Source organism: Micromonospora acroterricola (assembly GCF_003172955.1).
GTDB lineage: Bacteria > Actinomycetota > Actinomycetes > Mycobacteriales > Micromonosporaceae > Micromonospora > Micromonospora acroterricola.
The window spans coordinates 96,190-121,661 of record NZ_QGKR01000226.1 but is presented as its reverse complement, the minus strand read 5'-3'; the positions used below and the strand labels follow the sequence as shown (position 1 = coordinate 121,661).

Sequence of the window (25,472 nt, the reverse complement as noted above, 5' to 3'; positions counted from 1 at the left end):
CCGCGCCACGAAGGACAGCGATTCCCCTTCGAAGACTCACCCCTGGCCGAACCAGCCGGATCAGCGCCGTGCTGATGCAGAGCGCGTCCCGGCCGGCCCAACCTCCAGCCGCACTGTTGGCGTGAAGATGCGGGCGGCGTAGGGCAGTCCAGCCGGAATCGGCGACGGGGGCCGTCACCGGCTGCGCAAGCACTGTTCCGCATCACCCGCAGGGGTTGACCCGGTGATTGATGGGCACGTGGAAGGACGCAAGGGGTCCATCGACCGCAGCGCCCACGTCGCGTACACCCGGGGGGGCACCTGGCCTGGGCCCGCGCCTGCAAGTTCTGGGCGCTCGTCTGGCGGAGCCCCTCCGCATCCGCGACATCAGGCAGCTGTCTGCGGCCAGCCGCAGGCATCTGCCTGCGTTCGGGCCGGTTGCCGTCAGCGCTGCTGTCGGCACCCGCCGCCCGCCACCATGAGTCGCCATTCGGGCTGCGGTTGCCAGAGACGCAGCTCACCGTTCGACGTCGTGGAAACGTTGCCGGGCAGATGTATTGTTGGGCAAACGATATGCTGGGCAACATTTTCAGTGGATCGTCAACGGGTGGTGCCGGCAGATGTCGCGGATGTCGAAGCGGCGAATCCCAGGTAAGCCGAGCCTGCAGTCGCTCGGACACGGCGTCCGACGCTCGGCGCTCTCCGCGGCGGCCACGCCGCACCCGCAGAAGACAGAAGACAGAAGACAGAAGAAGGAAGGCAAGACATGGCAAGCAAGTACGGCGACTTCTACCCGAGCAAGTGGGGCTTCCCGAAGGCCGTGGTCGAGGGGAACGCTCCGTCGCCGAAGCAGTTCATGCCCGACTACCTCGACAACCCGTCCTTCTACGAGAAGGGCTGGCACGCCGAGAACGTGGGTGACGGCGGCAACTTCTACTGGGTAACCAGCCCTGCCGGCTACGACGCCGGCTTCGTGGTGACCGGCGACGGCGTGATCGTGATCGACGCCCCGCCGGGACTCGGCGAGAACCTGCAGGCGGCGGTCCGGTCAGTGACCAAGGAGCCCATCACACACCTGGTCTACAGCCACTGGCACTCCGACCACATCGGCGCGGCGTCCCAGTTCGGCCCCAAGGTGAAGATCATCGCGCATGACATCACCCGCGAGTTGCTGGCCCGCTTCCCCGACAAGTACCGTCCACTGCCGACCGAGACGTTCAGCAAGGACGCGACCCTCGAGGTGGGCGGCACCAAGCTGGAGCTGTCCTACAAGGGCGCCGACCACTGCCCGGGCAACATCTACATCTACGGGCCCGCGCAGAAGGTCCTCACGAAGATCGACATCGTGAGCCCCGGATCGGTGACGTTCGCGCACGCTGACGTGTCGGAGAACATCAGCGGGTTCTACCAGGCCCACGACGACATCCTGTCGTACGACTTCAAGGCCCTGATCGGGGGACACATCTCCCGCTGGGGCACCCGCGAGGACGTGGAGGTCGTGCGTGAGTACTGGCACGACCTGCTGAACTTCTCCAAGGAGGCGCTGTGGGAGCTGAGCAACGCGGAGGCGCTGCAGGGGTTCGTCGTGGGTCTCGGCCGGGAGAACCAGATGGTCGGCGCCGAAAACTGGATCAACTCGATCGCCAACTACGCCACCGAGAAGACCCTCACCAAAACCACCTCCAACGGCCAGACCTGGCCTGAGCGCCTGGCCGGCGCCACGGTGTGGACCAAGTACCACGCCTGGACCGTCGCGGAGACCACCCGCACCGAGCGGACCCACCACGGCTACCAGGCCGAGGGCAACGGCGGCCCGGCCTACATCGCCTGATCCGACCCACGTTTCGACGAACTGCGGCTCACGCGCCACCGCGCGAGCCGACACCTCGCCGGCGGGCCGGGCGCCGCACGGCCCCGGCCCGCCGGCTCATAGCGCTGACCGTCGCCGAGATCCGCCGACTCCTCAACGCCTTCGTCCTCGCCCTGCCGCTACCACCAGCACACACCCTGCACGGGTCCACCTGGCGAGGGACCGCCCAGGCCCGAGTCCGGCGATCCCACTACCAGCGAAGACTTGGTCACCGCGTAGGCCGGAAGATCAAGTGACGTTGGAGTGTGAGCCGCCGCGGGTGCGGGTAACCGCCACCGTGTCCGACGTCGCGATCGCCGACTATGGCCTGCTCTCCGACTGCGCGTCCGCCGCGCTGGTCAGCCGGGGCGGCTCGATCGACTGGTGGTGCCCCGGGCGGTTCGACGCACCGTCGCTGCTCGGCCGAGTGCTCGATCCCGACGCCGGGCACTGGGCACTCAACCCCACGAAGGCTGAGTCGGACCACCGGAGCGAGCGGACGTACGTCGACGGCACGTTGGTGCTGCGGACCGTGCATCACACCAGCGGTGGCAGCGTCGCTGTCACCGATGCCCTCCTGGCCGAGCCCGGGGTGCCTGGCCATGAGCTGGGCCGCAACCCGCCGATGGTGCTGGCCCGGATCGTGGAGGGGCTCACCGGCACCGTGCGGATGCGCACCGAGTTCGTCCCCCGCCCGGAGTACGGGCTGATCACCCCGTACCTGCACCAGCACGACGGTGAGGTTCGGGTCGAGGCGGGCCCGCTGGCCCTGACTCTGCGCAGTCCCGTTCCGTTGGAGTGCACCGACGGCCGGGCGTACGCCGAGTTCGACGTCGGCGCCGGCCAGACGCTCCCTTTCGACCTGGCGCACGCGCCAGCCTGGGGTCCGCCGCCGCCGCGGCTGGATCCGGTGGCCTCGCTGGCCGAAACCATCGACAACTGGCGCGCGTTCAGCCAGTTGCACGACTACGGTGGCCGCTACCCCGACCTCGTGCGGCGTAGCGGGCTGGTCGTCCAGGGTTTGACCTACCAGCGCAGCGGGGCGGTGGTCGCCGCCGTCACCGCCTCGCTGCCGGAGGACCTCGGCGGTTCACGCAACTACGACTACCGGTACGCCTGGCTGCGTGACTTCTTCCTGACGATGCGGGCGCTCTGGGTGACCGCCTGCCCCGAGGAGGCCGGCCGGCTCTTCGACTGGGCCGCCCGCTCCGCCGGCCGGAGCGGCGACCAACCGGTGCCGATCATGTACGGGGTGATGGGTGAGCGGGACCTCTCCGAGTACTCCCTCGACCACCTACGCGGGTACGCCGACAGCCGGCCCGTGCGGATCGGCAATGACGCCTGGCGGCAGCGGCAGCACGACGTGGCTGGTGAAGTGCTGCTCTGCGCCTACCTCATCCGCGACCATCTGGGCGAGTTGTCGGAGGAGCTGAAGGCGCTGCTCGTCGACCTCGCCGAGGAGGCCACCCGCTGGCGAGAACCGGACGCCGGCATGTGGGAGACGCGCGGCTCCGGGCGCCACTACCTGGCGTCCAAGGCGCTGTGCTGGGGTGCGCTGGACAGCGCGATCAAGCTCGCGCCGATGCTCGGCCACCGGGCGGACCCGGCGCGGTGGGCCGCCGTCCGCGACGAGATTCGGGCTGCCATGTTGCGCGACGGCTGGAACGAGCGGGTGGGAGCGTACACCGGGGTGATCGGCTCGTCGGAGCTGGATGCCTCGGTCCTGGTCCTGCCCTTCACGGGCATGGTGTCGGCCACGGATCCCCGGATGCGGGCCACTATCGAGGCGGTCGAGGCGGAGTTGACGACCGACGGGCTAGTCCGGCGTTGGCCGGGCGAGCCGGCCGGCTTCGTGGTGTGCACGTTCTGGCTGGTCGAGTGCCTCGCGATGGCGGGCGAGATGGAACGTGCCACGGCGCTCTTCGAACGCACCGCCGCCCGGGCGAACGACCTCGGGCTCTTCGCCGAGCAGATCGACCCTCGTACCGGCGCGCATCTGGGCAACACTCCCCTGACGCTCTCCCACGTCGGCCTCATCGGTGCCGCCTGGCGCCTGACCAAACCCAGCTTCGTCTGACTCTGGGGGCCGCCGGGCCCGGCTCCTTCCACTTCCACCGTCGCTCACACCCTCGACGACTGCGGACGGAAGACCTTGCGGTATGCGCCCGGTGTGACGCCGAGGAGTTGTCCGAACTGGGCACGGAAGTTGCTCGTCGAAGGGAAACCGGTCTGGGCAGCGATCCGATCGACGGTGTGGTCGGTCGTTTCAAGCAGGTCCTGCGCGTGACGGATGCGCACCCCCGACACCCACTGCATGGGGCTCTGCCCTGTCTCGTCCTTGAATCGACGTGTCACCGTGCGCACACTCATGCCGGCCGCGGCGGCGATGTCCGCGAGGGTGAGGTCACGGTGGGCGTTCGCCTCGATCCAGGAGAGCGCTCGTTCCAGAGTCGACGTCCGCGAGGTTGCGCGGTTCCGAACGATGTACTGCGCCTGTCCTCCCGGACGGTGCAGCGGCGCGACGGCCAGGCGGGCGGCGTCCGCCGCGACGGCCACCCCGTAGTCGCGTTGGACGATGTGCAGGCACAGGTCGAGACCGGACGCGGCTCCGGCGGACGTCAGGATGCTCCCGTTGTCGGTGTAGAGCACGTCGGGGTTCATCCGGACAGCGGGATGCCTTCGTGCGAGCTCGTCCGCGGCGAGCCAGTGGGTCGTCGCGTCTCGGCCATCGAGCAGGCCCGCCTCGGCCAGCGTGAACGCGCCGACGCAGATCGACGCGATTCGCGTCCCGCGCTCCGCTCCGGCCCGCAGGGCTGCGAGAACAGCGGGCGGCGACGGCTGCAACGGGTCGTTCCTTCCCGGCACCACGACGAGGTCTGCCCGCTCGATCGCGTCCAGCTCCTCATCAATGGCCAGGCGCAGCGGACCAGCCTGGACCGATGGCTCGTGGCCGGCGACGACGAGCCGGTATCCCGGGCGGCCGTCCGGTAGGCGCACGCGCCCGAAGGTCTCAATGGGGGTGGCCATATCGAAGGCAATCGCGTCTGGGAGCGCGAGCACGACGACGGTGTACATCCCCACAGGGTAAGGCACTTGGCGGGTGGCCAGATTCAGGCGCTCTTCGTCTTGACAGCCATTGCGTCCCACGTCGGTGGATCGCAAACATAGGAGGAAACGCCCGTCGGAAGGGATCGCTCGTGCCTCAGTTCCACGTCCAGTTCGTGCTCTTCGACGGGTTCGACCCGCTCGACGTCATCGCCCCGTTCGAGGTGCTGACCGCCGGAAGCGACTTCCTCGGTGACGCGCTCGCCGTGAAGCTCGTCAGCGCGAGCGGTCCCGGCGTGGTGCGATCCGGCAACCCCCAGATCACGCTGACAGCCACCGCCACGCTCGACCCGGACGCACCCGGCTACGTGGTTGTCCCAGGGGCAGTCGGCCCCGTCGATGGAGACCCAGACGCCGGCGACGAGACCATCCCCGTACTCCTGGGCCGGTTCGCGTCGAGCGACGCGATGCCCCTGATCCGTCGCGCGCTCGACAACCCGGACATCACCGTCGCGGCCTTCTGCGGGGGATCACTCGCACTCGCGATGGCCGGTCTCCTCGAAGGCCGCACCGCGACCACGCACGTGCTCGGCATCGACCTGCTCGACGCCACGGGGGTGAACGCCGTCCGCGCCCGCGTCGTGGACGACGGCGACCTCATCAGTGGCGGCGGCGTTACTTCAGGCCTCGATGTGGCCCTCTACCTGCTCGAACGAGACTTCGGCTCCCAGACCGCGCACGCGGTCGAGGAGCTATTCGAGTACGAGCGTCGCGGCACCACCTGGAAGACCACGGGTCAGCGTGCGGCCTGATGCATCCACCCCGCCCCCTCTGAGAATGGACGTCACCAAGCAGATGAACACCATCGCCGGAACCTGGCTGCTACGCATGAAGACGCCCGTCGGCAATATCGAGGCCAACTACCACTTCGAGGAACAGGATGGCGTGATGCGCGGTAGCGCCACCGGCGCTGGCGAAACCACGCCCCTCACCGACATCGTGGTCCACGACGACCCAACCGGCCAACGCGTCACCTGGCGGCAGAGCATCACCAAGCCACTGCGCCTCAACCTCGACTATGACGTCACAGTCAACGGCGACGCCCTCTCCGGCGAGTCCCGCGCCGGGCGGCTGCCGCGGACGCGCGTGAGCGGCGAGCGGACCAGCGCGTGAGTGCATTCCTGCTGTCGGTCCATGTGCTCGCGGCCATTCTCACCATTGGCCCGGTCGCCATCGCCGCGAGCATGTTCCCGCGCTCCGCGCGTCACGCCCTCGCCGCACCAGACGACCCGAGGAAGGCTGTGGCGGTGCGCATCCTGCACCGCATCACACGCGTCTACGCAGTAATCGGCGTACTCGTTCCGGTGTTCGGCCTCGCCACGGGCGCGAGTATCGGCGTGCTCGGCGACACCTGGCTGATCATCTCCATGATCCTGACTGCCGCTGCGGCCGCGATGCTGATCGCGTTCATTCTGCCCGGTCAGAAACACGTCGTCCGCGCGCTCGACATGGGCGCGAACGACGCCGGCGGGTCGATGCCTGACGGGACCGCACGCCGACTCGGGATGCTGACGGGCGTGTTCAACCTGCTCTGGGCGATCGTCGTCGTTCTGATGATCTACCGTCCTGGCTCGACCACGGGAGTCGGACTGTGAGCCCACGTCGCATCCTGCAGACCGTCGGCACGGCAGAGCTCGTCACACTCCTGCTGATGCTCGTGAACATCGTCACCGTCCACCTGCCGGAAGTCTCCCGTGTCCTCGGTCCTGTGCATGGACTCGCCTACACTGCCACGGTCATCACAGCCATCCTCGTCATGGGCGGACGTCACCAGGTATGGCTGCTCGCGCTCATCCCCGGGATCGGCGGCCTCCTCGCGGCGCGTGTCGCGTCACCTGAGCAACTGGAACGGCGGACATTGGACGACGGGCTGTAGGCACGGTGGCCATCAAGGTCCTGGCCGGCGCGCCGGCCGCCGCGCAGCGGGAGCCATTGCAAGGCCGGCGAGCAGCAATGGACCTTTTCAGGCCCCGTGTCGTTCGTTCGTCGGCGCGCGACGCCCTCTGGTCCATCGCAGTGTCTTCCAGGCAGCCGAGCAGGCATTCGCCGCTGGGGCATGTTGATGTCAAGGCCCTCCGATACTCAACCGCTGTCAGGTTTTGGTCGACTGTCGGGAATTGAATCGCCTTGCCAGCGCTTGCGGCGTCACCGTAGCGTCACTGACAGGCATCGATCCTTCAGCCTCCGGTGGCCGACCCGCGACACGGAGTCCCGGCACCGCCCCGGCAACACCTACGTCGGAAGGGCAAGCATGGCATCGAGGCGTTCGCGTACCCATCGCACGGCAATCGGAGTCGCGCTGGCGGTGGCGCTGTCCGCCCTACTGGCCGCCCTGACGGGAAGTCCGGCCGCGGCGGCCCCCGTCTTCTCCGACGGTTTCGAGAGCCCCGCCGTCAACGGCGACTTCACGGAGTTTGTCGCCGGCCAGCAGTTCGGCGCGTGGACCGTCACCACCGGCAGCGTCGGCCTGACCCGCGACTGGCAGGCCGCGGAAGGCAACCAGTCACTCGACCTCAACGGGTTCAGCTCGGGCGCGGTCGCCCGTACGCTGCCCACGAAGCTGCTCACCACCTATCGAGTGAGCTACGCCCTCGCCGGCAACCCCGACAACGGCCCCCTCGTCGCGACGGGCAAGGTCACGGCCAACGGCCAGACCGTCGACAGTTTCTCCTTCGACACCGCCGGCCACACGCCATCCGCCATGGGGTACGTGTACCGGACGTTCTATTTCACCAACGTCCTGTCCGCCACCACGGTCCTGCGGTTCGCCAGCACCACGGTGGGCGCCTTCGGCCCGGTCATCGACGACGTACGGGTCGAGAGCTGCCTGCTCGTCATCTGCCCCGCCGGCACGGCCACGGCCGCCCGAGTCGCCTAGATAGCCGGAAAGCGACGAACCAACCCCAGGCGAACCTGTTCGTCCCGGACGAACGGTCAGGGATTGCCGACACCGAGCTGGTAGACCTTGCCCAGGCGTGCGGTGACGAGGTGCTGCACCTCGGGGTGGAGCAGCAGCGGTTCGAGAGAACCGACGCGGCTCAGCAGGGAGTACGTCGCTTCTGACACCGCTTGATCGTCGGTGAACGTCGTGTCCACGAGTTTCGACACCACTGCGTCGCGACCTGCGCCAAGGTTCTGGCAGGTAAGTGTTCCGGTCAGGTCGTCGGCCAGGTCGGTCCATTGGTTCTGGCAGGTAAGTGTTCCGGTCAGGTCGTCGGCCAGGTCGGTCCATTAGGGTCGGCGGCATGACGCCAGCGCCTGCCGCCAGTGCCTTCGACTCGCTGCGCCTCGACGCCGTGCCCGACCAGGAGGCGCTGCGCCGGGCCTACGAACTCCCCAGCGACGCGGCCGTGCGGAAGCAGATGACCGAACTCACCGAGCAGACCCGGCGGTTGATCGCGTGCTCGTCGCTGGTCCTGGTCGCCAGCGTGGACGCCGAGGGTAACTGTGACCTCTCCCCGCGCGGCGGCCCCGCCGGGTTCGTCGCCGTCCTGGACGCACGGACGGTGGCGATACCGGACGCGACCGGCAACAAGCGTCTGGACAGCCTGCAGAACGTCGTCACCACCGGGCGGGCCGGGCTGCTGTTCGTCATCCCGGGGCGCACCACGACGCTCAGGGTGAACGGCCGGGCCTGCGTCTCCACTCGCCCCGACCTGCTGTCGCAGCTGACCGCCGTGGGCAAGCCGCCGGCCAGTGCGCTGGTGCTGGGGATCGAGGAGGTCTACCCGCACTGCCCCAAGGCGCTGCTGCGCAGCGGGGCCTGGAAGCCGGAGCAGTGGCTGCCGGCGGACGCCCAGCCGACCTCGGCCGAGGTGACGCTGGCCCAGCTGCGGATGCCGGAGCTGACGATCGCTGACATCGAGCAGGCGGAGGCGGACTCGCTGAGGTACCGGTACGAATGACGGGCACGTCACCGAGCCGACGCAGCCGGTCGTCAGACGACCCGCCGCAGCGGCGGCGTACTGATCAGCCGCGATACGTGTGAGATCGACTGGCGGACCATGACGAGGGGCCGGAGCGGGTGTGCCGACCGACACGAACTGCTCGTCATGCGGCAGACGTCAACGCGGGCCGATCATCTCGTACCGTTCCATCATGACCGAGCCGTTCACCACGAGCACGAGTCCTGCCGCTCTCGACGACCTCCGCGCACGGCTTCGGGCAACGCGGTGGCCCGACGCGCCCGAGGACGCGGGATGGTCACAGGGCGTCGACGTGGCGTACCTACGCGAGCTCGCCGACTACTGGGCCGACGGGTTCGACTGGCCGGCGCAGGAGGCGGCGCTCAATCGGTTGCCCCGCTACCGGACGACGCTCGGTGGGCATCGCGTCCACTTCGTCCATGCCCGCGCCAAAGCGCCAGCCGGGACGGCACTGCCGCTGATACTGAGCCACGGCTGGCCCGACTCCTTCTGGCGATACACCAAGGTCATCCCGCTGCTGACGGATCCCGGCGCACATGGCGCAGATCCTGCCGACGCGTTCGACGTCGTTGCGCCGGACATGCCTGGCTACGGCTACTCCGACCGGCCCACCGGAACACCCCCGGACACCATTGCGGTCGCAGGGCTGTGGGCCGAACTCATGGACCGCCTCGGCTACGAACGCTTCGGCGCGGCCGGCGGCGACATCGGCAGCGGGATCAGCCGCTACCTCGCCCTTGACCATCCCGACCGAGTCGTCGGCGTGCACCGCATGGACGCGGGCCTGCCCGTCTATCTCGGCGACCGCGCCGACCTGGCGCCCGAGGAGCGTGACTTCCTCAACAGCGCCACCGACTGGGCCACGGCCGAGGGTGCCTACGCCGCCATGCACCGCACCAAGCCGCAGACCGCAGCCATCGGGCTGAACGACTCACCCGCCGGGCTCGCCGCCTGGATCGTGGAGAAGCTGCGTACGTGGAGCGACTGCGGCGGCGACGTCGAACGCGCCTTCACCCGTGACGAGATTCTCACCAACATCACCATCTACTGGCTCACCGGCACGATCGGCTCGGCCATGCGGATGTACCGCGCCAACAGCGCCATCCCGCCCGCACAGCACGCCCGCCGCGTCGACGTACCGTCAGGCTTCTCGCTGTTTCCCGCCGATCTTGTACGACCGCCACGGGCCTGGCTCGATCGGATCGCCAACACCGTGCGAGTGACCGAACACGTCCGCGGCGGGCACTTCGCCCCGTTCGAGCAGCCGCGGTCGTACGCCGAGGAACTGCGCGAATTCTTCCGGCCCTACCGGCGAGCAGGGTCGCCCACCTGCCGGTAGGTCGTTAGAACCAGCGCGCGGACCTCGACGCCGGCAAGGAGTTCGGACCGCACCGCACCTGGCGTTCCCGCCCGTGGCACCGGCCGTCAACACGTCAAGGCTGTGCCGAGTACATGGTCCGCCTGGCACCTCCCCATCGGCCATGGTGGACTGCCGCTGGTAGACACATTCGTGCCGTTCGACGCCACGGACGACCCGGACCCGGAGATCGGCGTGAAGCTCGCTGAGATCCACCAGCGCCGGTACGACACCATGCCCGACATCGCGAGCACACCCGGCAGCGCGCGCCTGAACGTCGTAGCCGGTGATTCCGCCAAGCGAGGGCCGCTCTGTTGCAGCGGCACGGCGTGCAACTGTGGCGCCGAGACGGACGGGCCGGCGACTTTCAGGACGTCACTCAGCAGGCGCTGTTGATGCTGCTCGGGGCACAGGCCAAGCGGGAGGGCAACGCGCTTGCGCACCACTGTGGCGATGCAGGCACAGACCCGCGAGCAGGGCCGCTACCTCGGCGGCCAGCCACCCTACGGATACCAGCTTGTCGACGCCGGAGCACACCCCAACCGCGCCCACGCACGGTGGGCACGACGACCAGCCCACTCACCGCCATGGGATCGACCATGGATCATGTGCTACGGTGACCTAGTTGCAGTTTTGATTTCCGTAGACGTTTTCCGGCGCCTGATGGGGCATCTGAAACCCATCCAGGCGCCTTTCGTTTTTCGTGTCGTTTCGATGCGGGTGATCAACGCGGCGGCGTCAGGGTCCGCACAGTGCGGCCTCTAACAGCCTGCGAAGGAGCAGACATGACTACAGGCACCGTGAAGTGGTTCAACGCCGACAAGGGCTTCGGCTTCATCAGCCCGGACGACGGCGGCGCCGACGTCTTCGCCCACTTCTCCGCGATCTCGGCGAGCGGCTTCCGCAGCCTTGACGAGAACCAGAAGGTGGAGTTCGACATCACCCAGGGCCAGAAGGGCCCGCAGGCGGAGAACATCCGCCCGCTTTGATCCACACTTCACGAACGGCGGCCCGACTGGTTCAGCGGGCCGCCGTTCGGCGTTTCATGCGCTCACCGCGACATCGCGAAAATCGTCTGATCGGCAGAAGTTTGGCCATCTCGGTGTGGAGCCCGGTCACCAGTCCCCCGTGTTCTCTTCTCTGGATCGATTCGAACCTCGGGCGCTAGTCTGCCCAGGCCAACTGGCAGCTCGCCCAGAGCGCGCCTCTGGCTCCTGAGCCAGACAGACGCAGACATCGACCCTTATCGCTAGCGAACCGAATTCCGCATCGCCGCCACCCCGACGGTTGAGGCACGTACGGTCGCGGTCCACACCGTGGTCGGACTCGACGCCTCGCCTCCTGATGACTGTCAGACAGCCGGGACCCGGGGTGCACGGCGTTACATCCTGAAGGGTTGATGACTATGACGACGACCTACTCGGGTCCTGCGAGGCTGATCCTGGTCGACGGCGCATGCATATCCGGCATGGCTTCCCTCAGTACCAACCAGCGCGGAGGAATCAACGGCTGGGGCGGCACATTCCGTCCGGACGAGATCACGACAGACCTTCGCAACGCGGTCGAAGGGCTGCAATTGGAACTGCCCTACGATCGGATGGGGACAGTCGCCGTCACCGGCATCCGCAGGCTGCTCGCCACGCAGGTGTTGATGTCGTTGGCAGGCCGCGGACCCGCACCCTTCTGATCGTGCGCCGCACGGCCGCCGCTACATCCCCTCGAGTTCCCGTGGCATGAGCTGGCGGACGAGGGCTTGGTCAACGGCGGTGTGTTCGCCGAGCAGGAACGCGCCGTAGAGGTCCTTGCCTTGCGGGTACATGTCGGTGGCCAGCCACAGCAGCTTCCACGCCAGCGCCAGCGAGGCGGGCGCGGCCAGTAACGGCTCGTCGACGCCGGGCAGGATCAGCACCTCTGGCGGGAGACGAAACGTCGCGCCAGCGCCCGCCGCCCGCATCCCCGCCTGGCCGGTCCCGACCCTCATCGGCGTCGGCGCCATGGTGGGCTGCCGTTCACCATCCGTCATGCCGGGCGACATCTTGCGCTCTTGAACCGTGGCTAGCATTCGCGCGGCCAGGACCGGCCTTGAGGGAGAACCGTCATCACTGCAAGTTGGCCGCTGCACCGCACCGGCACCATCGCTGCCCCGCCAGACCTGCCTCAAGCAGCCGAGGAAGCGCAGCCGCCCGGGGCGGCGGACGTGGTGGACCAGAGCCTGCGAGCCCGTCCGGCGGTCTGGGTGGCGAGTTTCGCGCTGCCAGGACTGGTTGCGGCAGCGCTGGGTTTGTGGCGTTTGACGGGTTCGGCGTTGTGGGCTGACGAGCTCGCCACCTGGGGTGCTGTGCGACTGTCGTGGTCGCAGCTGTGGCAGCTCTCCGGGTCGGTGGACGCGGTGCTCACCCCGTATTACGGGCTCATGAAGGCATACACAGCCGTGGCGGGCACCTCTACCCTCGCTCTGCGGATGCCCTCCGTCGTCGCGATCACGCTTGCCACGTTGGTGGTGACCGTGCTCGGTCGGCGGGTGGGCGGGACCGGGATGGGCCTACTGGCCGGGCTGATCTTCGCGACTCTTCCAGTGACGTCGCGCTACGCACAGGAAGCACGGTCGTACGCCGCAGTGATCCTTGGTGCCGCGCTCGCCTTACTGCTCCTGGTCCTGGCGCTGGAGCGTCCCACGCCTGCTCGGCTCATCGGATACGCCGCCGCGGTCGGTTTCGCCGGCATGCTGCATCCGCTCAACGGCCTGCTCATGCTCGTCGGGCACGCTACGGCCGTCGGCTGGTGGCAGCTCGGACACCACACCGACGGCTGGCGAACAACGCGGCGGTGGGCGGCCGCGGCCCTCGTCGGCGCACTGCCAGCCCTTGGGCTGTCTGTATGGGGTTCCGGGCAGACAGCGCAGGTCTCCTGGATCGCCCTGGTGAACCTCAGCGCCCTGCAGGCTTTCCCCGAACGGCTCTTCCACTCCGCGGCCGTCGGCGGGTTCATTCTCGTCCTAGCGGTTCTCGGCGTACGCCGCGGCGCGGCGCACGTCTGCCTGGCCGCTGCGGCGTTCGTTCCGGTCGTCCTGCTGTTCCTCGTCGGCACCCACCTCCAGGTCTGGGTAGCCCGGTACGTCCTGGTGGTGCTGCCGGCAATGGCCGTCCTCGCCGCGTCCGCCCTGACCCGGATCGGCCGGGCGCATGCCATCGTTGCGGTCTGCCTGGCCACAATCCTCGCCTACCCCGCACAGGTCACCATCCGCGCCCAGGCTGGCCACAGCCAGGACTCGTTCCGCATCGCGGCAGTCATCGGCCCCCGATACCGCCCTGGCGACGTCGTCGTCTTTCCCGACACCCACCCGAGCATCCCCTGGTCCCCCCGGGACATCTACGAGCGCTACCTGCCTACCCCTCGCCCGCCTGATGTGCTGCGCACCGCCCCACAGCGAACCAACGGCCGGTTCCTCGCCATGGAATGCCCGGACGCCGTCTGCCTCGGCACCCCGCCCCGCCTCTGGGTCGTCCGCGTCGACAACGCGACCGACCCACTGAAGGACATGGCACCCGGCAAGCAGCAACGGATCCGGAAGGACTACCGGTCCATACAGCGTTGGCAGTCTCCACTGTTAGGCATCAGCCTCATGGAGCGCATGCCGACTTGATCCTGAGTCGTCGACGCCTTGGGAGGCCCGGTTCCGCGCTGTGCGGGTGCCGCGCTCTTCGTTGAGTGTCTGTTGTCGCCAGCGGCGGGCGCTCTCAGTAAGGTACGTCGATGGGTAAACGCCCGACCCGATCCATGACCGGTGACCGCGCCTCCGTGATCACGTTGGTCCACGGCACGTTCGCGCGCGACGCCCCGTGGACCCGACCGGACAGCGCATTGAGTACGTCGCTGCAGCGGGCGGGCTGCCACGTGACCCGGTTCGCGTGGTCGGGTCGAAATTCTCATCGGGCGCGTTCGGACGCCGCAGAGGGCCTGACCGAGCATCTGCAGCGGCAGCTCACCGAACATCCTCTCGCCAGGCACTGGGTGATCGCGCACAGCCACGGCGGGAACGTCGCGCTGCACGCCGCTGACCAGCTGCGTACGGAGCGGGGCCGCGCAGCGCGGGTTACGACAGTGGCACTGGCGACGCCTTTCCTGCACGCGCGGCCTCGGAGCATCACCGGTTGGCCGCTGTTCATCATCGTGCTGTTCAGCGTGCTGCTGCTCGGGTCGGCTTCCGCGACAGCTGTGACTGGCCCGCACTCGTCCGCTGACGCGGTGCTGGTCATCGGTGGCGGTGTATTCGCGGCCATACTGGCGCTGTGCGCCGTTGGCGCGGTCCTGCACCGGCGATCGCTGGGGCCGGGCTGGCGGAGCCGACTCATCGGCGCTATTCACGCACCCGCCGCCCGACCTGGCGAGACCGTTGTTATCCGGGCAGCCGGGGATGAGGCGTCGGGGTTGCTCGCGGCCGGCCAGTTCGTCGGCTGGCTGAGCGCAGCGGCGACCCGGCTGCTGACCAATTTGTGGTTCTGGACCATCCTCATCGGGCTGCCGCAGCTCGCGTTCGTGGTGGCCGGTTTCGTCGGCCACGGCGGGCAGTTGGCGTTCGACCTGCTGGTCTACGGGTTTGCCGCGCCAGGCCTGGTGGTGGTAGCGGTGGCAGCGGCGATGGCTGGGTCAGCGGTGGTATTTGGCATCGACGGGCCGTTCGCGGGTCTGGTCGCGTCCTGCTCGGCCGAGGCCGCACCGCCGGGCACGGCGACGCTGCTGCAGCTCGAGCCGCGCGCCACCCCCACCCGGAAAGGATTCGCGCACTCCAGCCTCTACAACGATGATCAGGTCATCCGCTACATTCTGTCCGCCGTCCGCACGTCATCCCACAGCTGACCATCGCGGATCCTCGCCGTGTTCATCCGCCCCGCACCAGCACAACACGCCGCAGTACGCCAACACGCCCTGAAGCCAGTCGGAGAAGACGCCACCAAGATCCTCAGCCCGGCGACGCTCTCGTTGCCGGAACGTGCCACCTCCCCACGACAATCGGGGCAACTCAGGGCGACAGGGCCGATCGGAATATCAGGTGGAGCACTCGTCGTACCTCCGGCACGATGCCCGGGATGATGCTGCTGGTCCCCGCGAACCCCCTACGGCCACGCCGGCCCGACGACCACTTCGCGCCCGAAGCCCACGCGGCCCGCGCCGCCGGCATCGACGTCGCGGTGGTCGACCACGACGCGCTGACCCGCGACGACCCACAGCGCGCAGTCACGGCCGTGCCCGCCGGCGGCATCGCGGTCTACCGCGGGTGGATGCTCCACAGCGACCAGTACGGGGCCTTCTCCGACGCCCTCGCCGCCCGTGGCGTTACCCTCCGCACCAGCGCCAACCAGTACCGCCGCGCCCACGAACTCCCCGGCTGGTACCACCGCCTCGCCCCCGTCACCCCGACCTCCGCCTGGACGACCAGCGCGGAGCGGACGGCGTTCGACCAGGCCCGGATGCAGCTCGGTACCGGCGCCGCCGTGCTGCGCGACTACACGAAGTCGATGAAACACCACTGGCACGAGGCCGCCTTCATCCCCGACCTCACCGACCCGACCGCCGCCTGGCAGGTCGCCGCCCGCTTCCTGGAACTCCGCGCCGACGACTTCACCGGCGGCTTCGTCCTGCGCGCCTTCGAGCGCTTCACCACCGCCGAGGTACGCACCTGGTGGATCAACGGCGCCTGTGCACTCGTCGGCGCGCATTCCGACACCCCCGATGACCTCCCACCCGCAGGCCTCGACCTCAGCACGCTCACACCGCTGGTCGCCGCCCTCGACCTACCCTTCGTCACCATCGACCTCGCGAAGCGCGACGACGGCATCTGGCGCGTCATCGAACTCGGCGACGGCCAGGTCAGCGACCGACCCACCACCATCAGCCCCCACGACTTCCTCGCTGCGCTAGGTGCGGGGGTCCCATGAACGGCAGGGTCCCTCAGCACCGTCCGGTGATGGCTTCACCCGGGACCACGGTGACGGGATGCGAGCACGTCCTGCGGACCGCGCTCTCGCTGCGCCTCCACGAGCCAGGAAGGTACCGATGTGGTGGTGCGGCGTCGCGCTCCTGCCGGAGCCGATGCGTAGTGTTCCGGTATGGCACAACGACTCGTCAGCGTATGGCAACCGTTCTTCCTTGCTAGCGAGAGTCAGGGCGCGGCCATCGATGCCGCGACCGAGTTGGAGGATCTTGGCTATTCACGGCTCTGGTTCTCCGGCGGTTTCGAGGAGAACGTCGCCCCACGCTTCCGGGAGATCCTGGACGGGACCAAGCGCATCGGGGTCGCGTCGGGGATTGTGAGCATCTGGCACTCGTCGCCCCCAGAGGTGGCGGCGTTCGCCCAGGACGCGGAGCGGGCCCATCCCGGCCGGTTCCTGCTCGGTCTCGGCGCCAGCCACGCTGTGCTGGTGGAAGGCAGCGGCACAACCTACCGCAAGCCGTATTCGAAGATGGTGGAGTACCTCGACGGTCTCGACGCGGCCGGGCTCCCTCCCGAGCGGCGGATCCTGGCCGCACTCGGCACGCGGATGCTCGAGCTCTCGCGCGACCGTTCAGCCGGAGCGCACCCGTACTTCGTCCCTGCCGAGCACACCGCCGAGGCCCGGGCGGCACTCGGGCCTGACCGGCTGCTCGCCCCCGAGGTCGCGGTGGTCCTCGACGCAGACGCCACCACCGCGCGCGTCACGGCCCGGCAGTACACGAGCGGATACCTGGCACTGCCGAACTACACCAACAACCTGCGGCGATTCGGCTGGACCGACGAGGACTTCGCTGGGGGCGGCAGCGACCGCCTCGTCGACGCCCTGATCCCCTGGGGCACGGCCGAAAAGGTCGCGGCCGGGCTGGAGAAGCACTACCAGGCCGGCGCGGACGAGGTAGCGGTCCAGGTACTCAACGGCGGCGACGCCACGACATTCCCCGCCGACGCGTTCCGCGCTCTCGCCGCGGTCTTGATCTGACTTCAGGTGCGAAGGACCACGAGGTCGTGAGGCACTCGTGACGACCACCGGGATCGTCGGCGCGGGCCAGGTCGGTAGCCAGATCGCCCGTGCAGCGGTCGCCAACGGGGACACCGTCGTCATCGCCAACTCGCGGACACCGGAGACGCTGGACAGCCTCATCGCCGACCTCGGACCGGCCGCGCGCGCCGCCTACGCTGCCGAGGCCGCGCCGCCGGCGACTTCGCGGTCGTCGCCGTGCCCCTCAAGGTCGTCAACGACATGCCGGTCGAGGCGTTGGCCAGCAAGATCGTGATCGACACGAACAACTACATGGCCTGGCGCGACGGTCACATCCCCGAGATCGACTCGGGCGCCAAGACCGTTCACGAGTTGCGGCAGCAACATCTGCCAACCTGGAAGGTAGCCAAGGCGTTCACCCACATCCAAGCTCCGAGCGTGTTGCGGCTCGGTCGACCCGCCGGCGCACCCGACCGCAGGGCGTTGGCCGTCTCGAGCAACCATCCCGAAGCCGTCGCCGTACGCACGGCGGCGGCTCAGTGGCCACGGAACGCCTCCTCCAGCCACCATGAGCCGCGCGCGGCGCAGACCTTGGCGTCGACCACCAGCGGCCGGGTACGCGGACCAGCGAGCCAGCGGCGTACCGGCCCGAGATCGTCGACGGTCCGGACGGTCAACCCGTCGCAGCCGTAACCACGGGCGATCGCGGCCAGGTCGGTCTCGGGGAAGGTGACCGTCTCCAACGGGTGCCCGTCCGGGCCGAAGTGGTGCACCTCGGCGCCGTACGCCGCGTCGTCGTAGATCACCACGAGGAGGGGTAGCGCCAGCCGGACGGCGGTGACCAGTTCGGTCGCGGACATGACGAAGCCACCGTCGCCGACCGCGGCGACGGTGAGCCGGTCCGGCCGGGCGACCGCCGCGCCGAGCGCACTGGCCAGGCCGAGCCCGACCGACTGGAACGCCTGGGTGAAACAGAATCCGGCCACGTCCGGCACGTCGAGCCACATCGACGGGTAGCCCATGAAGTTGCCGGAGTCGACCACCACCGTCCGGTCGGGCGGCAGCAGGTCGTCCAGGGCGGCCGAGAGCGTCCTCGGGTCGATCGTCGCCGGGGCGCCGGCCCGCGCCGACGCACCCTCGTCCCGGTACGGGACCGTCCGCCACCGGCCGTGGTCGCGAATCCGTTGTGCCAGCTCCGGCGTACGCCAGCCGCCGGTCCCGGCGTCCGCGGGCCCCGTGGAGCCGGCGCCCAGCCGACCGAGCACCGCCTCGGCGACCGCCGCCACCTCGCCGGTCACCGTCACGTCAACCGGGCGGTTCACCCCGAACGCGGCCGGGTCGTGGTCCACCTGGACGACGACGGCGGAGGGCGGGATCAGTTCGCCGTGCCGGGTGGTCCACATGTTCAGCGTGCTGCCCCACGCGACGACCAGGTCCGCCGCGCCGATCAGCTCGGCGGCGAGCGGGGTGGCGAAGCCGCCGGCCACGTCGATGTTCCACCGGTTCCCGGCGAACAGTCCCTTCGCCGCAGCCGAGACCGCGAGCAGCGCGCCGCACGCGTCGGCGAGCCGGGTCAGCGGTTCCCGGGCCGCCCGGGCGCCCCGACCCGCGATGAAGACCGGTCGACGTGCGGCCTGGAGCGGGGCCAGCAACGGCTCGACCTGCGGGGCGGTGGCCGGGGTCGGCGCGACCGCAGGGACCGGGCCGGACCACGGTTCGGTCACGGTGCGCTGCACCTCCAACGGGAGGCCCAGCACCACCGTCGCGCCCCGGGCGGCGGCCCGGTACGCCGCGCCCGCGTCCTCGGCCGCGTGCGTCGCGCGTACCCGGTGGAAGTCGGCCCCGACCGAGGCGGCGAGCGACGGCAGGTCGATGAAGAAGTTCGACCGGGGCGCGGTCGCCTCCGGGGCCAGGACCACCATCGGGGTACGGCTCTTCGCGGCCTCGGTGAGGCCGGTCAGCGCGTTGGTGACGCCCGGACCCTGGTGCACCGAGAGCAGCCCCACCGTCCCGGAGGTGCGGGCGTACCCGTCCGCCATGCTCGCCGCGCCGCCCTCGTGGGCCGCCGCCACGAACCGGGCGCCGGCCGCCACAAGCGCGTTCGTGACATGGAAGTTGCCGCTGCCGACCACCCCGAAGACGTGCCGTGCGCCGTGTCCGTACAGAACCCGCCCGACCACCTCGGCTACCCGCATCTGTGGCCCGGTCCTACCGTTCGACCAACGCGAGGACCCGGCACGGGCTGCCGGACCCGGAGACGATCGGCAGTGGTCCGGCGATCACCACCGCGCCGGTCGCCGGCAACTGCGCCAGGTTACGTAGCTGGGTCAGGCCGTACTTCTCCTGGCCGAGCAGGAACGAGTGGCACGGGAACGGCGGGTCGAACGAATGCGCGGCGCCCGCGTCGGTGCCGACCGTCTCCACCCCGACGCCCTGGATCGGCGACTCCTCGGCCAGCCAGCGGGCGCACTCGACGGAGATTCCCGGGGTACGCCCAGCGTTGGCGTACCGCTCCGGGTCGTCGCCGTACGCGTCCCAGCCGGTGCGGTAGAGCAGCCAGCCACCGGTGGGCAGGGCACCGTGCTCCGCCTCCCACGCCTTGATGTGCTCGACCTCGAGCAGGAAGTCAGGGTCGTCGGCGGCGTCGGCGGCGTGGTCGATCACCACCGCCGGGGCGATCAACTGGCTCACCGGGACCTGCGACACGTCCGCGCCCTGTTGACCGGTGACCCAGTGCACCGGGGCGTCGAAGTGGGTGCCGGTGTGCTCGCCGGTGGAGAAGTTGTTCCAGTACCAGGCCGGACCACGGTCGTCGTACCGGCTGATCTCGCTGAGCCGGAACGGCCAGGTCTGGCCGAACTGCTCGGGCAGACCCAGGATCGGGGTCTGGTCCGAGAGCGGAGCGGTGAGGTCGACAACCTGGATCCGGCCGCTGGAAAGAGCGGCGACAAACTCCTGCAGCACCGTCATGCGGCGACGGTACACCGTGCTCCCGCTCCACGATGGACTCTTCAACGGGGCATGTCAGCGGCGCTGCCCGCCCCGCGGCTCGTGGACCGGGGTGCCTGAGGCTGTGGTTGTCCCCCGCAGCGATGATTCAGTGTCGGCCAGGGCCCCCGCGACGGCATCTCACCAAGCCCGTGCTCTGGGGACCACCGGGCTCAGCGCACGTGTGTGCCACCGATGTCCAGCACGGTCACCGACATGACACCTTCCTCTCCTTCGGCTGTCGTGCAGGCGCGAGGGTTCGTTCGGCTAGGCGGTGCGGTGGCCAGCACGAAGGCCACACCAGAGCATGAGCACACAGAGGCCGATCAGGACGGGTTCGAGCGCGAAGCCGGCCGTCAGCCCGTACTGGTCCGCCAGGCTACCGAGGAGGAACGGGAAGACTGCCGCGAGCACGCCGAGGACCACCTGCGAGCGGGCGTTGGCGTGGTCCTCCTGCCCGTCGGCCGCTTCGAGGGTGAGGGCGAGCGCGAGGGGATAGAGGTTCGCGATGCCCACTCCGGACAGGAACAGCGCCACGACGGCGACGACCGGCTGACCGGTCACCCAGAACACGACAATGCTGGCGAAGGTGAGCGCCAGGGAGGCGTACAGGAGGGTGGCGGTGCGGCCCGCTCGGCGGGTGAGCCCGGCGCCGAGCAGGCGCCCGGCAAGGATCCCAGCGAGGTTGCTGCTCATCGCGGTGCTGGCAGCGGCGGCGGACCAGCCGAGGTTGATGAGCATCTGGGGCCCGAAGAACACCAGGCTGAACTCGATCGCCGAACTGACCGCCGTCAGGATCGCGAACAGCCAGCAGGCCAACGGCAGCCGTCCACGCTGCTCCTCGGTGTGGTGCTGGGGCCGTTCCGGCAGCGGCTGGCGGCGGTAGCGTAGGTAGAGCAGGACGAGCACGACGGCCGGCAGCCCGAACGTGGCACGCCAGCCCAGCACGGTGGCCGCCAGCGCACCCAGGACCATCGGGGCGAACACGGCGGACGCGCCGGCGCCGACGTTGGCCTCGGTCAGGGCTCGGTCGCGTCGGTTGCCGTGGCGGTCGGACAGGATCGCCTGGATCACGGTGAGCAGCATCGTTCCGGCCATGCCGAACGCTACGGCGCCGATCAGGGTGGCCAGCACACCGCTGCCGAGGGTGAACAGGCCCGCCCCGATGGCGGTGGCCAGCGCCGAGGCCCACAACAGCGTGCCCCTGGCAAAGCGGCGGGCAGCCCACGCGAACGTAGCCCCGGCCAAGGCGGCGCCACCGGCCCAGAACACCTGGTAGACACCGAGCACCGAGTAGGAGAACCCGAGCTCCTCGCGGAGCAGGGTGACCGCCGGCCCGAACGCGTAGAGCCAGAAGGTGAAGCAACCGAGCGCGGCGTACGAGAGCACTGTCGGCGCGTCCCGCACGAACGGATCGGTCAGGGTCGACCCGGGCGGTTCGGCGAGTCGTGGGGGCTCGACAAGAGCCTCTTGTGCGTTATCCGGACCGCTTGCCCTGGTCGCATCAGGCGACGACGCAGGACCGTCCTTTCCGGTGTATCGATACACCTGGGCGAGTATGAGCCATCTTCCACGACGCCGGGGCCCCCAGCTCCCGAGCCGGTGGACCATCCGGTCTTGGCCGTCGAGTCGGGTTCGAGGGTGAGGCCGGCGTGGGCGAGGAAGCCGTCGACAAGGTCGGGCCGGTACTGGATCCGCTTGAGCCGGTGCTTGATGATCGCCTGGAGATGGTCGACGCCATGCACGGCGAGGTTGCCGACGCTGCGATTCAGGTGTGACCAGACGGCTTCGGTGGGTTGAGATCGGGTACGCAAGCCGGCAGCCGGATCACGTGCACCCAGTCCCGGGCAGCGATCAGCTGCCGCATCGCGACGCTGACGGATGTTGACGTTGTCGCAGATCGTCCTCGCGATTCCGTGCGTCGACTAACGAGAATTCGACTATCAACCGCGACGATCGCGATCACATTTTGGCCGGGCGGCGCCGGCGAATTGAACCTCGCTCGATGCACGATGCGGAGCGGGCTGGAAATCGCGGCAAGTGTCTACCTCGTCGTCGCGGTGGCCGTCTGGCTGCTCGGCGGGGTAGCGGTGGACGACCAGCGCCGGAGACCCGACCGGGAACGTCGCGAGCGTTCGTGCCGTGGTGGCCCGGATCGTGGTCGGCAGCCCGGTCAAATCCTGTGTGCCGATCAGTGCGGTCTGACTTCCCAGGCGGGCTGCTGGAGCTCGTCGTTGTTCACGATGATGTCGGCGTGGTCGGTCGGGCGGGCCTCAGTGAAGTAGAGCTGCTGGGAGGGGATGTAGCGGTTGCGCCAGGACCGCTCGATCTCGGTTGCGTCGGCGGTAAGTCCGGCGAGTGCCGTGCCTCGGGCCTGGGCGCGATCCAACGTCCGATCGAACGTGACGGACATGAAGACGCTCAGGTCCCACCGGTTGATCAGCTCTGGGCGTAGGAGGAAGACGCCGTCGAAGAGCAGCACGGCGTCCGCAGGGGCCGTCGCGACCGGGAGGGGCAGCGTGGTGTCCGTTTCCCGGTGGTAGACCGCTGTCCGGAACCTTCGGTCCCCGTCCGGGCCCAGCGGATCGAGCAGAACCCGACACATCGCGTCGCGGTCGTGGGCGTCGAAGTAGCAGCCCTCGGCCGAGAACTGGCCGCGTCGATAGCGCTGTGCCCGGGGGAACAGGAAGTCGTCGATCGTCGCGCGGATGACTTCGCGACCCTCCGCGTGGAGGACGACTTCGAGTTCGTCGGCCAGCGTGGTCTTGCCGGCGGCAGGCGGCCCGTCGATGGCGACCCGTAGCGGGTGCGTGGTCGTAACGGACCCGATCTCCTCGGCCAGCCGGCCGAGGAGATCGTCGCGGGTGCCGTGTTCCATCGTCTGCCCCCTCTCCGTGCGCCTAGCGCACCGGCCTGCGCCGAGTTGGAGCCCGACGACCACCTCGTTCACGCCGCATCCCCACAGGGCAGCCAGGAAACGGCCGCAACCAGCACAGTTCAGCGCCGCCTCCCCCTCGCGGACGAGGTTACCTTTCCGCGCGCGTCATTTCGGATCTGCGCTGGTGCATGACCAGCCGTATCACCGTCTACGAACGCCCACACCGCTTTGTCGACGAGCAGACACGGGGTCCCTTCAGCGCCCTCCGTCACGAGCACCACTTCCAGGACCTCGATGGCGGCGGAAGGGCGACCCGGATCAGCTCCTGATCGCGGCGCCCTGCAGGGTTACGGCTGCGTCCCTCCCGCCGATCCCTTCGCGGTACCCCTACCGGGGCGGCGATCAGCGTCCTGATGCCGGCGCTGATCTCGGTCGCGTGCGCGACAACCTGTCCGCCTCAGCGCCGTGCCTGCTGGTCGCCGGGTAGTCGTGGTGGTGGCATGAAGCCGCGGGGCAGGCGGCTGGAGCGCTCACCTCCGCGACGGTCGCTGGGTACGCACCGTTCGGAGCTCAGGATCCGGTCGCCTGAGGCGGCACCTCCGCCGCGGCCGGGCCGGTGGGGGCGGAGGAAAACGACCTTGACACGGCAATCGAGGAGGATGCCCCTGCGCTTCAAACCCTGTCGCTGGCCTGATGCTCTCGGTAACGTAAGCCACATAGGTAGATTTATCCATGAGGACAACCGGTTGGCGGCGTCATGGATGTGATCAGCACGGATAATCTGCCGCCGGGAGAGCGGTTCGACTTCTGGCGCGATGTGAGCGCGGAGGTCTTTGTCCCCTACGACCTGCGCTGCGATCCGCAGTTGGAGCGCGAATTCCAGGGTCGGATTGATGTCGGTGGGTTCGGCGGCGTGCAGGCCGCGCTGATCACCAGCATGCCGCACTCGGTGCATCGCACGCCGAAGCTCATTCGCCAGGCCGATCCGGAGGTGTTCAAACTGGGCTGCATGGTGCGCGGTACCGGCATGATCGCGCAGGATCGCCGGCACGCGGATTTCGGCGTCGGAGAACTGATGCTGTTCGATACCTCGCGGCCCTATGTGGCCGAGTTGCACCCGCACGTCCCGGTGAGCCAGCTGCTCCTGTTGCGCTTCCCGCGCACGCTGCTGCCGCTGCCTTCCCGGGACCTGCGGAAACTGGGCGCGGTGCGCCTGCCGGCCGCGGGCGGCGTCGCCGCGCTGTCTTCGCAGTTCCTGCTTCAGCTCGCGCGGAGCATGGGCGAGCTGAGCCCGGCCGACACCACCCGGCTGTCCACTCTGACGCTCGATCTGTTGACCGTGGCGCTGGCCGACGCGCTGGATGCGCAGGCCGTGGTGCCGCAGCACAGCAGACGGCGAGCGTTGATGGCCCAGATTCACGCGTACATCCGGGAGCACTTGGGCGACGCGGACCTGAACCCGGAGTCGATCGCCGCGGCGCACCACATCTCTCTGCGCTACCTGCACAAGCTCTTCCAGGAGGAGGAGCACACCGTCGCCGGCTGGATCCGCGAGCGCCGCCTGGAGCAGTGCCGGCGCGACCTCGCCGAGCCCGGACTGGCCGGTCGCTCGATCCAGGCGATCGGGGGCCAGTGGGGTTTTCGCAACCCGACGCACTTCAGCCAAGCGTTTCGCAGCGCCTACGGACTCTCCCCGCTCCAGTTCCGCCGCCAGAACATGGCAGTGCACGCAGAACGAACAGGTGTGCACACAGCCGCATGGACGAGCTTGAACACTCCCTGAATCCTCTGAGGAAGGAGCGCAAGACCACGCCGTGCGGCGGCTACGCCGACACCCGCACAGGCGCCAAGAGGAGTGGGGGAACACATGCGTGCACCACGGGGAAATCTACCCGGCGAGCGTCCTGGCGAATCCGCACGACCGCGCTATCGGGCGCTGACCGTCGTCGCGGCGATCATCGTTCTGCTCTCGGCCTTCTCGATGACCGCTCCGGCGGCGCAGGCAACGGAAAGGACCGCCCAGGAGCGGTCGAGCAGACCCGTCGCTGCGGCGATGGCCTGGGCGCCATGGGTCGAGCCATGGTTTCCCGACAACAGGGAACTCCGGTACGGCGGTCAGCGCCTGGACGACCGGAACCGCCTCATCAACAACTGCCCGAGCGGGTTCCTGTGCCTCGCCGCCGGTGAGGGTAACGGCCTGCACACTGTCTACTATCTCTACGCCTGCTCGGAACGTTCGTTGTCCAACTTCATCGGCGACGGTGCCGTCGCCAACAGCCAGACCGGCAATCCGGGTCCGCGCGCGATCTTGAAGCGACAGGACAAGTCGACCGAGAGGGTCATTGGACCGGGCAACGATCCAGTACGAGTCGACTGGGACCCCGTCTATTACATCGATCCATGTTGACGGATTGAGGCC

At 69.0% G+C, this 25,472-nt stretch carries 27 protein-coding genes; 19 read left to right on the top strand and 8 right to left on the bottom strand.

The window, feature by feature from the left end:
• Positions 1-745 precede the first annotated feature (745 nt).
• On the top strand, positions 746-1,810 hold the full coding sequence (locus DKT68_RS19975; RefSeq protein WP_109818912.1) for an MBL fold metallo-hydrolase: 1,065 nt from the start codon (positions 746-748) through the stop codon (positions 1,808-1,810).
• Between the two features lie 316 nt (positions 1,811-2,126).
• A complete protein-coding gene (locus tag DKT68_RS19965; protein ID WP_109818930.1) occupies positions 2,127-3,905 on the top strand; it encodes a glycoside hydrolase family 15 protein in 1,779 nt (592 codons plus the stop codon).
• A gap of 44 nt (positions 3,906-3,949) precedes the next feature.
• On the opposite strand, the gene DKT68_RS19960 is transcribed toward DKT68_RS19965, so the two are convergent.
• The gene (locus DKT68_RS19960; protein WP_109818929.1) at positions 3,950-4,903 is read right to left on the bottom strand and encodes a GlxA family transcriptional regulator; all 954 of its coding nucleotides are present in this window, start codon (positions 4,901-4,903) and stop codon (positions 3,950-3,952) included.
• 122 nt (positions 4,904-5,025) lie between these two features.
• Between DKT68_RS19960 and DKT68_RS19955 the strand changes: the two genes are divergently transcribed.
• From DKT68_RS19955 to DKT68_RS19935, 5 genes are all read left to right on the top strand, one after another.
• The gene (locus DKT68_RS19955) at positions 5,026-5,685 is read left to right on the top strand and encodes a DJ-1/PfpI family protein (RefSeq protein ID WP_109818910.1); all 660 of its coding nucleotides are present in this window, start codon (positions 5,026-5,028) and stop codon (positions 5,683-5,685) included.
• A gap of 25 nt (positions 5,686-5,710) precedes the next feature.
• Complete coding sequence (locus DKT68_RS19950; RefSeq protein ID WP_236646984.1) at positions 5,711-6,046, top strand: hypothetical protein; 336 nt, start codon at positions 5,711-5,713, stop codon at positions 6,044-6,046.
• Positions 6,043-6,528, top strand: a complete 486-nt coding sequence (locus tag DKT68_RS19945; protein ID WP_109818909.1) for a DUF2269 family protein — start codon at positions 6,043-6,045, stop codon at positions 6,526-6,528. Before DKT68_RS19950 ends, DKT68_RS19945 begins: the two co-directional genes overlap by 4 nt.
• Positions 6,525-6,809 carry a hypothetical protein gene (locus tag DKT68_RS19940; protein WP_109818908.1) on the top strand — a complete coding sequence of 95 codons (285 nt, stop codon included), beginning with the start codon at positions 6,525-6,527 and terminating at the stop codon, positions 6,807-6,809. Before DKT68_RS19945 ends, DKT68_RS19940 begins: the two co-directional genes overlap by 4 nt.
• A 375-nt stretch (positions 6,810-7,184) precedes the next feature.
• Positions 7,185-7,811 carry a DUF642 domain-containing protein gene (locus DKT68_RS19935; protein WP_109818907.1) on the top strand — a complete coding sequence of 209 codons (627 nt, stop codon included), beginning with the start codon at positions 7,185-7,187 and terminating at the stop codon, positions 7,809-7,811.
• A gap of 56 nt (positions 7,812-7,867) precedes the next feature.
• Here DKT68_RS19935 and DKT68_RS31200 read toward each other — a convergent pair whose 3' ends face one another.
• Positions 7,868-8,029, bottom strand: coding sequence for a hypothetical protein (locus tag DKT68_RS31200; protein WP_161556686.1), 162 nt, complete (start codon positions 8,027-8,029; stop codon positions 7,868-7,870).
• 149 nt (positions 8,030-8,178) lie between these two features.
• On the opposite strand from DKT68_RS31200, the gene DKT68_RS19930 reads away from it, so the two are divergent.
• The 4 genes from DKT68_RS19930 (at position 8,179) to DKT68_RS19905 (ending at position 11,903) form a co-directional block, all read left to right on the top strand.
• A complete protein-coding gene (locus tag DKT68_RS19930) occupies positions 8,179-8,838 on the top strand; it encodes an MSMEG_1061 family FMN-dependent PPOX-type flavoprotein (RefSeq protein ID WP_109818906.1) in 660 nt (219 codons plus the stop codon).
• A gap of 193 nt (positions 8,839-9,031) precedes the next feature.
• Complete coding sequence (locus DKT68_RS19925) at positions 9,032-10,198, top strand: epoxide hydrolase family protein (protein ID WP_109818905.1); 1,167 nt, start codon at positions 9,032-9,034, stop codon at positions 10,196-10,198.
• 803 nt (positions 10,199-11,001) lie between these two features.
• Positions 11,002-11,205, top strand: a complete 204-nt coding sequence (cspE, locus tag DKT68_RS19910) for a transcription antiterminator/RNA stability regulator CspE (protein ID WP_013283833.1) — start codon at positions 11,002-11,004, stop codon at positions 11,203-11,205.
• A 416-nt stretch (positions 11,206-11,621) separates the two neighbouring features.
• The gene (locus DKT68_RS19905; protein ID WP_236646983.1) at positions 11,622-11,903 is read left to right on the top strand and encodes a hypothetical protein; all 282 of its coding nucleotides are present in this window, start codon (positions 11,622-11,624) and stop codon (positions 11,901-11,903) included.
• Between the two features lie 21 nt (positions 11,904-11,924).
• Here DKT68_RS19905 and DKT68_RS32105 read toward each other — a convergent pair whose 3' ends face one another.
• A complete protein-coding gene (locus DKT68_RS32105; protein ID WP_236646982.1) occupies positions 11,925-12,239 on the bottom strand; it encodes a hypothetical protein in 315 nt (104 codons plus the stop codon).
• A 174-nt stretch (positions 12,240-12,413) separates the two neighbouring features.
• Between DKT68_RS32105 and DKT68_RS19895 the strand changes: the two genes are divergently transcribed.
• From DKT68_RS19895 to DKT68_RS32720, 5 genes are all read left to right on the top strand, one after another.
• A complete protein-coding gene (locus DKT68_RS19895) occupies positions 12,414-13,859 on the top strand; it encodes a glycosyltransferase family 39 protein (protein WP_109818903.1) in 1,446 nt (481 codons plus the stop codon).
• A 110-nt stretch (positions 13,860-13,969) separates the two neighbouring features.
• Complete coding sequence (locus DKT68_RS19890) at positions 13,970-15,073, top strand: esterase/lipase family protein (RefSeq protein ID WP_146218404.1); 1,104 nt, start codon at positions 13,970-13,972, stop codon at positions 15,071-15,073.
• A 230-nt stretch (positions 15,074-15,303) separates the two neighbouring features.
• Positions 15,304-16,152 (top strand): ATP-grasp domain-containing protein, encoded by an 849-nt coding sequence (locus DKT68_RS19885; RefSeq protein WP_109818901.1) that lies wholly within the window; start codon positions 15,304-15,306, stop codon positions 16,150-16,152.
• Positions 16,153-16,323: 171 nt separating this feature from the next.
• The gene (locus DKT68_RS19880; protein ID WP_109818900.1) at positions 16,324-17,187 is read left to right on the top strand and encodes an LLM class F420-dependent oxidoreductase; all 864 of its coding nucleotides are present in this window, start codon (positions 16,324-16,326) and stop codon (positions 17,185-17,187) included.
• Positions 17,188-17,224: 37 nt separating this feature from the next.
• Positions 17,225-17,482: an NAD(P)-binding domain-containing protein gene (locus DKT68_RS32720; RefSeq protein WP_201749112.1), complete on the top strand. Its 258-nt coding sequence runs from the start codon at positions 17,225-17,227 to the stop codon at positions 17,480-17,482.
• Here the strand turns inward: DKT68_RS32720 and DKT68_RS31520 are convergent.
• The 4 genes from DKT68_RS31520 to DKT68_RS19860 form a co-directional block, all read right to left on the bottom strand.
• Positions 17,380-17,616, bottom strand: a complete 237-nt coding sequence (locus DKT68_RS31520; RefSeq protein WP_201749116.1) for a hypothetical protein — start codon at positions 17,614-17,616, stop codon at positions 17,380-17,382. The genes DKT68_RS32720 and DKT68_RS31520 overlap by 103 nt on opposite strands.
• Positions 17,617-17,723: 107 nt before the next feature.
• A complete protein-coding gene (locus DKT68_RS19870) occupies positions 17,724-19,382 on the bottom strand; it encodes a thiamine pyrophosphate-binding protein (RefSeq protein ID WP_109818899.1) in 1,659 nt (552 codons plus the stop codon).
• 13 nt (positions 19,383-19,395) lie between these two features.
• Complete coding sequence (locus DKT68_RS19865; protein WP_109818898.1) at positions 19,396-20,157, bottom strand: cyclase family protein; 762 nt, start codon at positions 20,155-20,157, stop codon at positions 19,396-19,398.
• 285 nt (positions 20,158-20,442) lie between these two features.
• Positions 20,443-21,582, bottom strand: a complete 1,140-nt coding sequence (locus DKT68_RS19860; protein ID WP_161556685.1) for an MFS transporter — start codon at positions 21,580-21,582, stop codon at positions 20,443-20,445.
• A 245-nt stretch (positions 21,583-21,827) separates the two neighbouring features.
• Between DKT68_RS19860 and DKT68_RS32440 the strand changes: the two genes are divergently transcribed.
• A complete protein-coding gene (locus DKT68_RS32440; protein ID WP_269089862.1) occupies positions 21,828-21,953 on the top strand; it encodes a hypothetical protein in 126 nt (41 codons plus the stop codon).
• Between the two features lie 413 nt (positions 21,954-22,366).
• Here DKT68_RS32440 and DKT68_RS19850 read toward each other — a convergent pair whose 3' ends face one another.
• Positions 22,367-23,053 (bottom strand): cytidylate kinase family protein, encoded by a 687-nt coding sequence (locus DKT68_RS19850; RefSeq protein ID WP_109818927.1) that lies wholly within the window; start codon positions 23,051-23,053, stop codon positions 22,367-22,369.
• A gap of 757 nt (positions 23,054-23,810) precedes the next feature.
• Here DKT68_RS19850 and DKT68_RS19845 point away from each other — a divergent pair.
• Entirely contained in the window at positions 23,811-24,836 is a 1,026-nt protein-coding gene (locus DKT68_RS19845; protein ID WP_109818896.1) for an AraC-like ligand-binding domain-containing protein, read from the top strand.
• A gap of 84 nt (positions 24,837-24,920) precedes the next feature.
• A complete protein-coding gene (locus DKT68_RS19840) occupies positions 24,921-25,460 on the top strand; it encodes a hypothetical protein (RefSeq protein ID WP_146218403.1) in 540 nt (179 codons plus the stop codon).
• Positions 25,461-25,472 lie beyond the last annotated feature (12 nt).